A 12158-nucleotide genomic window follows, 5' to 3' on the forward strand; every position below is an offset into this window, starting at 1 on the left:
GTGCGGAATGCGGCGGTGCGTAGGTGACGCGGTGCCGAGGTCGCGTTCGCCGATCGGTTCGTCGCCGAGGCTCCCGATCTCGATCTGGAGGGGCACGACCCCGCCACCGGTGACTCGCTGCGGGAGGTGCTGCTGCACATGGTGGAGGGGTACGCCAGGCACAACAGCCACGCCGACTTCCTGCGCGAGCGGATCAACGGGAGAGTGCTGAGGGGGAGGGACCTGGCCCCTCCCCCTGTGCCCCTCGCTCCGGGTGCGCCCGGAGGGGTCCCCGCCGATGGGGTTGCGATGATTCGGTCAACCCCGCACCGGCGCACGGCTTTCGCGAGGTCGGGTGTCCAAGCGACGCCCGTCAGTTGTCGACGATGTGGAGCTGTTACCGGTCGGCGGCTGACATGCCGACCGAGCGGCACTACTTGCGGTTGTACAGGCGCATCGTCAGGGAGCCGAAGACCGCGACGAGCAGGAGGCTCGCCACCAGCACCCAGCCCAGCTCGCCGAAGTCGGCGGTCCCGCCCATCAGGGAGCGGACGGCGGCCGTCAGGTGGCTGATCGGGTTGATGTGGACGACGAACACCTGCAGCCAGCTCGGCATCGTGTCGGGGTTGACGAAGACGTTGCTGAGGAACGTGAGCGGGAACAGCACCAGCATGCTCCACCCCATCACCGACTTCTCGCTGCGCAGCAGCAGGCCGAGCATCGTCCAGAACCACGAGAACGCGAACGAGAAGCCGACCAGCACCGCGATCCCCGCCACGGCCCCCGCGATGCCGCCTCCGGGGCGGAAGCCGAGAATCAGCCCGACGATGAGGATGACGGTCGAGGCCATCACATAGCGGAGCATGTCGCCCAGCAGGTAGCCGACCATGGGCGCGGGCCGCCACATGGGCAGGGTTCTGAAGCGGTCGAACACGCCTCGTTCGATGTCCTTGTTGACCTCGACGCCGGTGTACATCGTGATCATCACGACGCTCTGCACCATGATGCCGGGCAACACGAACTGCAGGTACTGCCCCGGCGAGCCCGCGAGGGCGCCGCCGAACAGGAACGTGAACATCAGCGTCATCATGATCGGGAACGCGGTGACGTCGAAGAGCTGCTCGGGCACGTGCTTGATCTTCAACATCGCCCGCCAGCCGAACGTCATCGACGACGACAGGGCGCTCGGGCGGCGCGGGCGGGCGGCAGGAGCGAGCACGGTGCCGAGCGTCTCGGCCACGGGAACGTAGGCGGTGGAGGTGTCGGTGCTCATGCTGCGATCTCCTTCTCGGTGGCGGGACGGTCGGTGAGGGCGAGGAAGACCTCGTCCAGGCTGGGCTGGCCGAGGGAGAAGTCGTCGACGACGATGCCGGCGCGGGCCAGTTCGGCCAGGGCCAGCGAGGCCTGCTCGGCGGCGGCGCGCTCGCCGTCGTCGGCTCCGGCGACGCGCGCGGTCAGCGCGACGGGGTCGGCCTCGAGATAGACGTGCGTGGCGAGCGCGGAGGACAGCAGCCTTTCGGCCTCGAGACGCTGGGCCGCGTCGTGCAGCCTTACGTGGACCGCGCCCGCGCCGATGGAGGACTTCAGCTGGCCGGGGGTGCCCTCGGCGATGACCTTGCCGTGGTCGATGACCGCGATGCGGCCGGCGAGCCTGTCGGCCTCTTCGAGGTACTGGGTGGTCAGGAGCACGGTGGTGCCGTGGGCGACGACGATGCGGATGATGTCCCAGACCTGGTTACGGCTGCGCGGATCGAGCCCGGTCGTGGGCTCGTCGAGGAAGAGCAGGTCAGGGGTGTTGAGGATGCTGGCGGCGATGTCGAGCCTGCGGCGCATGCCTCCCGAGTAGTTCTTGACCAGGCGGTCGGCGGCGGCGGTGAGGCCGAACGCCTCCAGCAGCTCCCGTGCTCTGTCGCGCGCCGAAGGCTTGCGATGGCCGAGCAGGCGGGCGAGCAGGACGAGGTTCTCCATGCCGGTCAGGTCCTCGTCGACCGAGGCGTACTGGCCGGTGAGGCTCACTCTGGTGCGTACGGCGTCGGCCTCGCGCCTGACGTCGTGACCGAAGACCGTGGCGTGGCCGCCGTCGGGACGCAGGAGCGTGGCGAGCATGCGGACGGCGGTGGTCTTGCCGGCTCCGTTGGGGCCGAGCACGCCGTACACGATGCCGGCGGGGACGGCCAGGTCGAGGCCGTCGACGGCACGGTTGTCGCCGAACGTCTTGACCAGGCCGGATGTTTCGATGGCTAGCTCTGTCATGATGGCGTCGCTTTCTGCACGAGGTTCTTGCGGAGGTTCTGTACGAGGTTCCTCAGGAGGTTCCTCACAAGGGTCTTCATGAGGGTCTTCATGAGGGTCTTCACGAGGCGAAAGGGCGGGTGGCGCGGGCGGCGCGCAGGGCGAGACCCCACCACAGAAGCTGATCGAGCATGGTGGTGACCGACTGCTCGCGTTCGTCGGTGTCGTACGGCATGCCACGGTCGTCCACGCCGCCATCGAGCAGGTCGACACCGACCGCGTCACGCACGGTTACGGCATGCAGGCCGATGAACACGGTTCGTAGCTGCTCCATGGCGTACAGGCCGCAGGAACCGGACCCGTAGGAAAGGAATCCGACCGGTTTGGCCTGCCACTCGTCGTAGGCGAAGTCGATCGCCTGCTTGAGGGAGGCGGGGAAGCTGCGGTTGTACTCGGGTGTGACCACGACGAAGGCCTCCGCCGCGGCCACCGAGCCTGCGAACGCCCGCATGGCGGGTGTGGCCACGGAGGGGAAAGCGGGAGGGAAGGTGTAGCAGGCCAGGTCGAGGACCGTGATGTCGAGGTCGTCGCGGAGCGCGGCGCGGGAGGCGAACCAGCGGCCGATGCTGTCACCCACCCTGCCCTCACGCGTGCTGCCGATGATCACCGCCATCCGCAGCGGGCCCGAAGCCTGCATCCCGCATCTCCTTTCATGAAGGAGGCGCTAGATCATCGCTAGATGGGATCTAGCGGAGGGCTCTCCTGCCCGGCGAAGGAGGTCCGATCCAGCGGGAGCAGGCGCGGTGAGATCGAAAGGTCGGGCTCGATCTGGCGGAGGCACTGGACGAGGCGGGCGCCCGGGAGATGAAGCCAAACGAAGGAGACGCGTCGCGCCACGGGGAGGGCGAGCGCGGAAGGGGGTGGCGGGCGGGCGGAGGGTGTGAGAAGAAGGCGGGCGCGGGACGGGAAGGCGGGCGTGGGAGGACCACCCTGGCGGGGGTGGCGGGTTGGGCCCGGAAGGGGAGGGTTAGCGAAGGTCCCAGCGCTTCAGGTCGGGGCGTTTGGGGTCGAGTCCGTCGCCGGAGGAGGTGCCGCGGAGGCGGCGGTTCACCCAGGGGACCAGGAACTCCCGCACCCAGCGGGCGTCCTCGCGCCGCTTGATCCTGGGGTCGACCGTGCGGGCCGGCCAGTCCCTGCGCCACGGGTCGTCGCACGGCACGTCCAGCATGTCGAGCACCCTGGCGGCCACCAGCCGGTGCCCGTCCTCGTTCAGGTGCAGCCGGTCCTCGCTCCACGCCCGCCAGTCGCGGATGGCCTGCATCGACCACTGGTCGACGACGCGGCAGCCGTACAGGTCGGCGATGGAGCGCAGGTGCAGGTAGAAGATCGCGAACTTGCCGCGCATGCGCCGCATCAGCGGCGTGTCGCGCGGGTCCACGCCCGTGAACAGCAGCACCTCGGCGCCCGTCGCGCGCAGGGCCGCGACGGCGCCCGCGAGCCTCTTGGCCATCCTGTCGGGGTCGCTGCCCGGCCTGAGCAGGTCGTTGCCGCCCGCGCAGAAGCTGATCAGGTCGGGCTTCATCGCGACGGCCAGCGGGACCTGCTCGGCGACGATCTGGTCGATGAGCTTGCCCCGCACGGCGAGGTTCGCGTAGTGGAAGTCGGGCTCCAGCTGCGCCAGCCGTTCGGCGACCCGGTCGGCCCAGCCGCGGAAGCGTCCGTCGGCGCCCGGGTCGTTGAGTCCTTCGGTGAAGCTGTCGCCGAGCGCGACGTACGAACGGTAACGCGTCATGGTGGAGCCTTACTTGTTGATCAGGTCGGCCATCGCCCGCAGCGCCAGGACGTAGGACTGGAGCCCGAACCCGGCGATGGTGCCGGTGGCGACGGCGGCCACGACCGAGGTGTGCCTGAACTCCTCGCGCGCGGCCGGGTTGGAGATGTGCACCTCGATCAGCGGCGCGGTCCGCTGGGCGAGGGCGTCGCGCAGCGCGTAGGAGTAGTGGGTGAAGGCGGCCGGGTTGAGCACGACGGGGATCTTGCCGTCGGCCGCCTCGTGGATCCAGCCGACCAGCTCGGCCTCGTCGTCGGTCTGCCGCACCTCGACGTGGAGGCCGAGCTCGCGCCCGGTCGCGACGCAGAGGGCGCGCAGGTCCTCGAAGGTCTCCGCGCCGTAGACGTCGGGCTCGCGAGTGCCGAGGCGCGCCAGGTTGGGGCCGTTGAGCACGTAGATCATCGCGCCACCTCGCGGTAGGCGGCCTCCAGCAGCTCCTCGGCAGGGTCCTCGAGCCGGCCCGGCTTGGCCAGTCCGTCGAGGACGACGAAGCGCTGCTTGGCGCCGCGGTTCTTCTTGTCGAGCCGCATGTGGTCGCGCAGCTCGGGCCACGCGTCCTTGCGGTAGGCGGTGGGCAGGCCCACCGAGGTGAGGATGGAGCGGGTGCGCTCCACCAGGTCGGCGCGGCCCGCCAGGCGGGACAGCTCGGCGGCGTAGACCATGCCGATGGCGACGGCCTCGCCGTGACGGATCTGGTACTGCTCGGCGCGCTCGATGGCGTGGGCGAGGGTGTGGCCGTAGTTGAGGATCTCGCGCAGGCCCGCCTCGCGCAGGTCGGCGCCGACGACGTCGGCCTTGACCTGGATCTTGCGTTCGATCAGCTGGCGGGTGTGCTCGCCCTCCGGCCTGGTGGCCGCGTCGGGGTCGTCCTCGACCAGCATGAGAATGGTCGGGTCGGCGATGAAGCCGCCCTTGATGATCTCCGCGAGGCCCGCGACGTAGTCGTCGCGCGGCATGGACGGCAGGGTCGCCAGGTCGCAGAGCACGCCCGCGGGCGGCAGGAAGGTGCCGACGAGGTTCTTGCCCTCGGGGGTGTCGATGCCGTTCTTGCCGCCGACCGCGGCGTCGACCATGGCCAGGAGCGTGGTGGGCACCATGACGACCTTGACGCCGCGCAGCCAGGTGGCGGCGACGAAGCCCGCCAGGTCGGTGGTGGCGCCGCCGCCAACGCCGACGACGGCGTCGGAGCGGCTGATGCCGTAGCGGCCGAAAGCCGACCACAGCTGGGCGGCGACCTCGACGGACTTGGCCGCCTCGCCGTCGGGGACGGGCAGCGAGACCACGTCGTAGCCGGCCTCCTGCAGCGCCCCGCACACGGGGCGGGAGATCTCGGGCAGCGTGGAGGGGTGGACGACGGCGACGGTGCGGACGCCCTCGCCGAGCAAACCGGGCAGCTCGCCCAGCACGCCGGTGCCGATGACGACGTCGTAGGGGCTGTCGCCGCGCACGGTGATGCGGGTGGCGCTCATGCCGGCAGCCCCTTCACGATCTCCTCGACGAGCTCCTCGGGGTCGCGTTTGTCGGTCACCACGGTGAGCACGGCGAGCCGCTCGTAGACGGGGCGGCGCTCGTCCATGAGCTTCTTCAGCTGGCTGCGCGGATTGAGGACCAGCAGCGGGCGGGCCGATCCGAGGCCGACCCGCTGGACGGCGTCGGCGAGGCCCACCTCGAGGTAGACGACGTGGTGCCCCTCGAGCAGCGCCTGGGTGCCCTCGTGCAGGATCGCGCCGCCGCCGAGCGACAGGACGCCGTCGTGCTCGCCCAGGGCGACGCGGACGGCCTCGTGCTCGAGCTCGCGGAAGCGAGCCTCGCCGTCCTCGATGAAGATGTCGCTCACGGGCTTGCCCGCGACCGATTCGACGTCGGTGTCGGTGTCACGGAAGGCGACGCCGAGCCGCTGCGCGAGCAGGCGCCCGAGCGTCGTCTTGCCCGACCCCGGAGGGCCGATCAGCACGGCCTTGGTCATTTGATCACCATGGATGAGAGGTAGCCGGACAGGTTGCGGGCGACTTCCTCGACGGAGTCGCCGCCGAACTTCTCGAGGGCCGCGTCGGCCAGCACCAGCGCCACCATGGCCTCGGCCACGATGCCGGCGGCGGGCACCGCGCAGACGTCGGAGCGCTCGTGGTGGGCCTTGGCCGCCTCGCCGGTCTTGACGTCGATCGTGGCCAGCGCCCTCGGGACGGTGGAGATCGGCTTCATCGCGGCGCTGACGCGCAGGACCTCGCCGTTGGTCATGCCGCCCTCGACGCCGCCTGCGCGGTTGGTGATGCGCTTGACGCCGTCGTCGGTGGTGTATTCGATCTCGTCGTGGGCGCGGGAGCCCGGACGCCTGGCGGTCTCGAACCCGTCGCCCACGCCCACGCCCTTGATCGCCTGGATGCCCATGAGGGCGGCGGCCAGGCGGGCGTCGAGGCGGCGATCCCAGTGCGTGTAGCTGCCGAGGCCCGGAGGCAGGCCGTAGGCCAGGACCTCGACGACGCCGCCGAGCGTGTCGCCCTCCTTGTGGGCCTTGTCGATCTCGGCGATCATGGCGGCGCTGCCCTCGGGGTCGATGCAGCGCACGGGGTCGGCGTCGATGGCCTCGAGGTCGCCGGGGACGGGGAAGACGTTGCCGGGTGACAGGGCGGCGCCGATCGACACGACGTGGCTGAAGATCTCGACGCCGAGGGCCTGCTTGAGGAAGCGCTTGGCGACCTCGCCGAGCGCGACCCTGGCGGCGGTCTCGCGGGCGCTGGCCCTGTCGAGCACGGGGCGGGCGTCGTCGAAGCCGTACTTCTGCATGCCGGCCAGGTCGGCGTGACCCGGCCTGGGACGGGAGCGCGGCGCGTTGCGGGCCAGGCCTTCCAGCTCGGCGGGGTCGACCGGGTCGGCCGCCATGACCTTCTCCCACTTGGGCCACTCGGTGTTGCCGACGCGGATGGCGATGGGGCTGCCGAGGGTGTGACCGTGGCGCAGGCCGCCGACGATGGAGACCTTGTCCTCCTCGAACTTCATCCGCGCGCCGCGGCCGTAGCCGAGGCGGCGACGGCGCAGCGCCTCGTCGATGGCGGCCGTGGTCACCTCCACGCCCGCGGGCAGTCCTTCGAGGATGGCGACGAGTTCGGGGCCGTGGGACTCTCCGGCGGTCAACCAGCGCAACATGCTGACAAGTCTTCCATGTGCGGAGCGGTGGGATCGCCATGGCTCACCAGGCGAGACAGAGCGCTCCGACGATCATGAAAGGCCCGAAAGGAAACTCTGTCGACTTTTCCGCTTTTTTCGTGACAAGGAGGGCTATGGCGTAGAGCGCGCCCAGCAACTGGCCCGCGAGCGCCGCGGCGATCCACGCGTTCCAGCTCACCGAGCAGGCGACCATGCCGATGAGCCCGGCGAGCTTGACGTCTCCCAGCCCCATGGCGGTGGGCCTGACGAACCACAGCACGCCGTACAGGACGAACAGGGCGAGGCCGCCGAGCAGCGCCTCGGGCAGCCGGCCCGTGGGGAGCAGGAGGAGGGCGAGGACCGGGTAGGAGGGCAGGGTGATCACGTCGGGCAGCCGCCGGGTCCGCCAGTCGATCACGGAGAGCGCGGCGCCCGCCGTCGCGGCGTAGAGGAGCGCGGGCAGGTAGGCCGCCTCCATCCGCCAGGTGAGCAGCGCGAACACCGCCGCCGTGGCCAGCTCGATCGTCGGGACGCCGAGTTTCGGCCGCCTGAGCAGGCCCCTGGCGGCCCGCCTCGCCTCGGCGCGGGTGTCCACGGGGTCGACCTCGAAACCCGCGGCGAGCGCGCGCACGAGAACGCCCGCGACGAACCCCGCCATCGCGGCCCAGACCACCACCCACCCATCCTCCCCGTGGGCGGCGGCCGCTGTCAGGTCTTTGCCCCGTACGGCTACCGCACCCGACGGCGCCCGTCCTCGGACAACCCCGCTCAGGAGCGGCGCGACCAGGGAAAGCGGCGGCGTTTGGGAGCGGGCTCCTCCTCCGCGAAGCGGGCCACCGTCACCGAGGGACCCACGCTGTCGAGCGTTCCCGACTCGACGGCGGCCATCGCCTCCAGCACGCCGCCCTCGATGACGAACGGCACGGGCCCCGCGACGTCGACCACGACCGCGGCCGCGTTCTCGTGGACGGCCGCCTGGCACACCTGCAGCGTCGTCGCCTGGATGGGCCGCGCGTCAGGCCGCCATCTGGTGAGCGCCTCGACCCCGGTGAAGGCGATCACCGCTTCCCTGCCGTCCTTGCCGACGAGCTTGGGGAGGGCCATCTCGCTCTCCTTCTCCTGCTGGAGCCCGTGCGCCCCGACCTCGGACTCGGTCAGCAGCGCCACCACGGGCACCAGCAGCCTGGCGCCGCTCAGCGCCGACAGGACGGCGGTGGCGTCGGCCGTACCCACGGAGAAGGCGGCCAGCGCGGCGGCGACGGAGGCGTCGGCGCTGCCGTCGTCACCTGGGACCAGGGGCTGGGGAATGCTCGGCACAACCGTCGAGACTACCGCCCGGTCGTGGTGAGACCCACGATGGGACGGCCGCCGCGGATCAAGACGGACGCATGGCCGCCCGCCCAGCCACCGTCGCCGCGTCACCAAGTCGACCCTGGTGCGCGGGGAGGAGTCACTGTCCGGTGGATCACGTGTGGTCTGGGTGGACGCCCCCCGAGTACGGCCGCGTACAGTGAAACGCATGGGCATGATCGGGACGGTTGGTCTGGTTCTGCACCCGCGACGCGACTCCGAGACGGCGATCGAGACGATCCTCTCCTGGGCCACGTCGCGGGGGGTGACGGTGCTCGGTCTGCCCGACGAGGTGGACCGCATCCACTGCAGCGCGATCGCGGTCGAGCCCGACGAGCTGTGCAAACGCTCGGACCTGCTGGTCAGCCTGGGCGGCGACGGCACGATGCTGCGCACGATGCGGCTGATCGCGGGGCTGCAGACCCCGATCCTCGGCGTGAACCTGGGCAAGCTCGGCTTCCTCGCCGAGATCGACGTGGACGAGCTGCCCGAGGCCCTGTCGGCGATCGACGAGCACCGCTACACCGTGGAGCCGCGCATGGCGGTGCGGACGAGGTTGAAGGACGAGCAGGAGGTCACCGCCTTCAACGACATCGCGCTGGTGCGGATCCCCGGCGACGGGATCGCCGCGGTGGCCGTGGCCGTCGAGGGGCACTCGTTCGTGCGCTACGCGGCCGACGCGGTCATCATGGCCACCTCGACGGGCTCGACCGCCTACAGCTTCTCCGCGGGAGGGCCGATCGTCTCGCCCCTGGTGGAGGGGTTCCTGGTGATCCCGGCGGCGGCGCACTCGGCCTTCAACAGGGCGGTGATGCTGTCGGCGAACGAGAAGGTCACGCTGGAGCTGCTGCCCACGAGCGGCACGCTGGCCGTGGAGGTCGACGGCATGGTGATGGGTCACCTGGCCCCCGGCGACTGCGTGACCGTGTCCGCCCTGCCGGGCGCCGCATGGGTGGTACGGCTCGGCACGACGACCTTCTACGAACGGGCCCGCCGCAAGCTCAGGGTCAACGGCAGCGCGGAAGTGGACTGAAGCCATGCGCATCGCGGTGGCGGCCGACAGCCTCGACGGCGTGGCCGCGAAGGTGGTGGACGAGCTGCGCGAGCGCGGCCACGAGGTGATCGCGCACGGCGCGCTCAACGCCGCCGAGCGCGACGACTGGGCGTGGGCCAGCGAGGCGGCGGCGCGCGACGTGGCGGAGGGGCGGGCCGAGCAGGCGGTGGTGTGCTGCTGGACGGGCACCGGCGCCTCGATCGCGGCCAACAAGGTGCGCGGCGTCAGAGCCGCCCTGTGCGCCGACGCCTACACCGCGGACGGCGCGCGCAAGTGGAACGACGCGAACGTGCTGGCGCTGAGCCTGCGCGTGGTCTCCGAGCCGCTGCTGGTCGAGATCCTCGACGCGTGGTTCGCCGGCTCGCCCAGCGCCGACCCTTCCGACGTGGCCAACGTCGACCACCTCGAAGCGCGCTAGCAGGCCCGGCCGCCGGGCATCCCGGCGGCCGGGCCGTACGCGATCAGGGCTTGCCGATGATCAGGACAGGCCCTGATCAGGACAGGTCGGCGATCGCGGCGACGGGGCCGCCGCCCGAGGGGCCCTGGTGGACGGCGGCGACGGAGACGAACACGGCCGGGTCGCCGGTGACGGAGGCGGCGACGCCGCCGACCGTGGCCTTGATCTGGCGGTGCCAGTGCACGTCGGAGTCGTCGAGCATGATGTTGCGCCGTCCGCGCACCCGCCCCGAGGGGTCGGCCTCGCACTTCATGAAGACGTTGACGAGGCGGTCGCCCAGGTCGGAGGGGTGCGGCCGGTCGGGCAGCGGGATGCCGGACTCGCGGATGGCCTCCCAGATGCCGTCGGCGTCGAGGGCGTCCTTCATGACGCTGTGCCCGATGCGGTAGCGTCCGCCGATCCCGCGCACGTTGCCGACGACGACGATCTGCGCCCTGTCCAGCTCGACGCCGCTGGAGCAGGAGGCGACGCTGCTGTAGAGGGACAGGTCGCGGTGGATCTGGTCGGCTGACGGCATCTCGATCTCGCCGAGCGCGACGGCGATGCCGAGCGCGGTGGTGGAGTTCGACAGGTCCATGGAGGGGCCCGTCTCCTCGATGGCGGTGTCCTTGCCGCGGCTCTTGGCGTCGGTGATGGTGGCCAGCGTGAGAAGCGGGGTCTTGGTCTGCACGTAGTGGACATCCCGCGGGTCGTCGATCCCCGCGACCTTCATGGCCTCGCGCACTCCCGCGGCGACCTTCTCGACCATGGCCGGGCGGCCGATGTCCTCCGGCAGGATGACGTCGCTCATCGCCACGCCGACCGACACCCTCGGCTCGTCCGTGGCGGGCGCGTCGGCGGTGGTGGCGAAGATCGTGGCGTGCGGGCTGAGCACGCCGTCGGTGCCGCCCGACCACACCAGCGGCACGCTCTCAGGCGCGGGATGCCCCTTCCTGGCCAGGACCCCGCGGAAGGCCGTGTCGGCCAGGATGCGGGTGTAGTCGTTGACGCCGCCGTTGCCCTCGGTCTTGCCGATCACCGCGAGCACTCTGTGCGCCTCGATGACCCCCTCGTCGATGAGCTTCTCCAGCCCTGAGGCGTCGGTCACGCTCTCGATGGCGACCTTGCGCACTTCTATCGGTTCCGGCATCTATCTCTCCACTCTCGTACCGACATCGGCGTTCGCGATGTGCTCCAGCGAGGTGATCACGGCCTGCCTGCCCCCGCCTGCGACGAAGCGCAGGGCCGCTTCCACCTTCGGTCCCATGCTGCCCCCGGCGAAGTGCCCGGCGGCGTGCAGGACACGCAGCTCATCGGCGGAGATCCGGCCGATGGGCCGCGGGTCGGGCCCGCCGTATCCGACGACGGCGTTCGGCACGTCGGTCGCGATGATCAGAGCCTCCGCCCGTACGGCGCGCGCGAGCAGCGCCGCCGCCAGGTCCTTGTCGACGACCGCCTCCACGCCCGTCAACGAGCCGTCGGCCTGCCGTACGACGGGCACTCCGCCGCCGCCCGCGGCCACGACGGTGAACCCGGCGGCCATCAGCGCGGTCGCGGCGGCCGCGTCGAGGATCTCCAGCGGCTCGGGCGAGGCGACCACGCGCCGCCAGCCGCGTTCGAAGCGCCGCCAGCTCTGCCCGAGCTTCTCGAACCTGCGCGCCTCCACCTCGGTGAAATAGCGCCCGATCGGTTTGACCGGGTCCTCGAAGGCGGGGTCGCGGGCGTCGACCAGGGTGCGGGTGACGACGGTGGCGGCCCTGCCGCCGAGCGCGTTCATGATGAGCGTGCCGATGGTGGCCTGCGTCTGCGCGCCGCACCAGTCGAGCGGCACCGGCGGCACGACCGAGGCGGCCAGCTGGTTCTTCAGCAGCAGGTTGCCCACCTGCGGGCCGTTGCCGTGGGTCAGCACCACCTCGCGGCCCGTCTCGATGAGCGCCCTGACCTGCAGGATCGCCGCCTCGACCGCAGCCTGCTGGTCGCGTGGCGAGGCGCTGCCGTCGGGGGCCGTCATGGCGTTGCCGCCGAGCGCGATGAGTACCCGTTCACCCACGGTCGCGACGCTACCCAGGCCGCGGAGGGCGTTCATTGGCAACCTTTGCCCATGATGCGCCCCTCGGCATGGCGGGGACCGT

The 12158-nt window shown here is 71.1% G+C and carries 14 protein-coding genes and 1 pseudogene; 3 read left to right on the forward strand and 12 right to left on the reverse strand.

The window, feature by feature from the left end:
• Window positions 1-36: 36 nt before the first annotated feature.
• Window positions 37-207 (forward strand): annotated as a pseudogene (locus tag AB0B45_RS33805) (DUF664 domain-containing protein); the annotation flags it as partial.
• Window positions 208-412: 205 nt separating this feature from the next.
• Here AB0B45_RS33805 and AB0B45_RS33810 read toward each other — a convergent pair.
• The 10 genes from AB0B45_RS33810 to AB0B45_RS33855 all read right to left on the reverse strand — a co-directional run bounded on the left by AB0B45_RS33810 (window position 413) and on the right by AB0B45_RS33855 (window position 8503).
• Window positions 413-1252 (reverse strand): ABC transporter permease, encoded by an 840-nt coding sequence (locus AB0B45_RS33810; RefSeq protein WP_358138854.1) that lies wholly within the window; start codon window positions 1250-1252, stop codon window positions 413-415.
• The gene (locus AB0B45_RS33815) at window positions 1249-2232 is read right to left on the reverse strand and encodes an ATP-binding cassette domain-containing protein (protein ID WP_358138856.1); all 984 of its coding nucleotides are present in this window, start codon (window positions 2230-2232) and stop codon (window positions 1249-1251) included. Before AB0B45_RS33815 ends, AB0B45_RS33810 begins: the two co-directional genes overlap by 4 nt.
• Before the next feature lie 100 nt (window positions 2233-2332).
• Window positions 2333-2908: an NAD(P)H-dependent oxidoreductase gene (locus tag AB0B45_RS33820; protein ID WP_358138858.1), complete on the reverse strand. Its 576-nt coding sequence runs from the start codon at window positions 2906-2908 to the stop codon at window positions 2333-2335.
• A gap of 330 nt (window positions 2909-3238) precedes the next feature.
• Entirely contained in the window at window positions 3239-4003 is a 765-nt protein-coding gene (locus tag AB0B45_RS33825) for an SGNH/GDSL hydrolase family protein (RefSeq protein ID WP_358138860.1), read from the reverse strand.
• Between the two features lie 9 nt (window positions 4004-4012).
• Window positions 4013-4444 (reverse strand): type II 3-dehydroquinate dehydratase, encoded by a 432-nt coding sequence (aroQ, locus tag AB0B45_RS33830; protein ID WP_358138862.1) that lies wholly within the window; start codon window positions 4442-4444, stop codon window positions 4013-4015.
• On the reverse strand, window positions 4441-5511 hold the full coding sequence (gene aroB, locus AB0B45_RS33835; RefSeq protein ID WP_358138864.1) for a 3-dehydroquinate synthase: 1071 nt from the start codon (window positions 5509-5511) through the stop codon (window positions 4441-4443). Before aroB ends, aroQ begins: the two co-directional genes overlap by 4 nt.
• A complete protein-coding gene (locus AB0B45_RS33840) occupies window positions 5508-6008 on the reverse strand; it encodes a shikimate kinase (RefSeq protein WP_358138866.1) in 501 nt (166 codons plus the stop codon). Before AB0B45_RS33840 ends, aroB begins: the two co-directional genes overlap by 4 nt.
• Entirely contained in the window at window positions 6005-7186 is a 1182-nt protein-coding gene (aroC, locus tag AB0B45_RS33845) for a chorismate synthase (protein ID WP_358138868.1), read from the reverse strand. Before aroC ends, AB0B45_RS33840 begins: the two co-directional genes overlap by 4 nt.
• A 43-nt stretch (window positions 7187-7229) precedes the next feature.
• The gene (locus AB0B45_RS33850) at window positions 7230-7862 is read right to left on the reverse strand and encodes an A24 family peptidase (RefSeq protein ID WP_358138869.1); all 633 of its coding nucleotides are present in this window, start codon (window positions 7860-7862) and stop codon (window positions 7230-7232) included.
• A 92-nt stretch (window positions 7863-7954) separates the two neighbouring features.
• Window positions 7955-8503, reverse strand: a complete 549-nt coding sequence (locus tag AB0B45_RS33855; RefSeq protein ID WP_358138871.1) for an SseB family protein — start codon at window positions 8501-8503, stop codon at window positions 7955-7957.
• A gap of 202 nt (window positions 8504-8705) precedes the next feature.
• Between AB0B45_RS33855 and AB0B45_RS33860 the strand changes: the two genes are divergently transcribed.
• Together AB0B45_RS33860 and AB0B45_RS33865 are read left to right on the forward strand one after the other, a co-directional pair.
• Window positions 8706-9569, forward strand: coding sequence for an NAD(+)/NADH kinase (locus AB0B45_RS33860; protein WP_358138873.1), 864 nt, complete (start codon window positions 8706-8708; stop codon window positions 9567-9569).
• 4 nt (window positions 9570-9573) lie between these two features.
• Window positions 9574-10008: an RpiB/LacA/LacB family sugar-phosphate isomerase gene (locus tag AB0B45_RS33865; RefSeq protein ID WP_358138875.1), complete on the forward strand. Its 435-nt coding sequence runs from the start codon at window positions 9574-9576 to the stop codon at window positions 10006-10008.
• 76 nt (window positions 10009-10084) lie between these two features.
• Here the strand turns inward: AB0B45_RS33865 and AB0B45_RS33870 are convergent, their stop codons facing one another.
• Window positions 10085-11176 (reverse strand): ring-opening amidohydrolase, encoded by a 1092-nt coding sequence (locus AB0B45_RS33870; RefSeq protein WP_358138877.1) that lies wholly within the window; start codon window positions 11174-11176, stop codon window positions 10085-10087.
• Window positions 11177-12076 (reverse strand): carbamate kinase, encoded by a 900-nt coding sequence (locus AB0B45_RS33875; RefSeq protein WP_358138878.1) that lies wholly within the window; start codon window positions 12074-12076, stop codon window positions 11177-11179. It abuts the gene before it with no gap.
• Between the last annotated feature and the right edge of the window lie 82 nt (window positions 12077-12158).

This window comes from Nonomuraea sp. NPDC049152 (genome assembly GCF_040648355.1).
In the GTDB taxonomy this organism is placed as follows: Bacteria; Actinomycetota; Actinomycetes; order Streptosporangiales; family Streptosporangiaceae; genus Nonomuraea.

What these genes read in the sequence shown, in the direction of transcription:
- AB0B45_RS33825 (WP_358138860.1), bottom strand. Translation starts at nt 4,003, where the DNA reads ATGACGCGTTACCGTTCGTACGTCGCGCTCGGCGACAGCTTCACCGAA.
- AB0B45_RS33820 (WP_358138858.1), bottom strand. Translation starts at nt 2,908, where the DNA reads ATGCAGGCTTCGGGCCCGCTGCGGATGGCGGTGATCATCGGCAGCACG.
- aroB (WP_358138864.1), bottom strand. Translation starts at nt 5,511, where the DNA reads ATGAGCGCCACCCGCATCACCGTGCGCGGCGACAGCCCCTACGACGTC.
- AB0B45_RS33860 (WP_358138873.1), top strand. Translation starts at nt 8,706, where the DNA reads ATGGGCATGATCGGGACGGTTGGTCTGGTTCTGCACCCGCGACGCGAC.
- AB0B45_RS33865 (WP_358138875.1), top strand. Translation starts at nt 9,574, where the DNA reads ATGCGCATCGCGGTGGCGGCCGACAGCCTCGACGGCGTGGCCGCGAAG.
- AB0B45_RS33840 (WP_358138866.1), bottom strand. Translation starts at nt 6,008, where the DNA reads ATGACCAAGGCCGTGCTGATCGGCCCTCCGGGGTCGGGCAAGACGACG.
- aroQ (WP_358138862.1), bottom strand. Translation starts at nt 4,444, where the DNA reads ATGATCTACGTGCTCAACGGCCCCAACCTGGCGCGCCTCGGCACTCGC.
- aroC (WP_358138868.1), bottom strand. Translation starts at nt 7,186, where the DNA reads ATGTTGCGCTGGTTGACCGCCGGAGAGTCCCACGGCCCCGAACTCGTC.
- AB0B45_RS33815 (WP_358138856.1), bottom strand. Translation starts at nt 2,232, where the DNA reads ATGACAGAGCTAGCCATCGAAACATCCGGCCTGGTCAAGACGTTCGGC.
- AB0B45_RS33810 (WP_358138854.1), bottom strand. Translation starts at nt 1,252, where the DNA reads ATGAGCACCGACACCTCCACCGCCTACGTTCCCGTGGCCGAGACGCTC.
- AB0B45_RS33870 (WP_358138877.1), bottom strand. Translation starts at nt 11,176, where the DNA reads ATGCCGGAACCGATAGAAGTGCGCAAGGTCGCCATCGAGAGCGTGACC.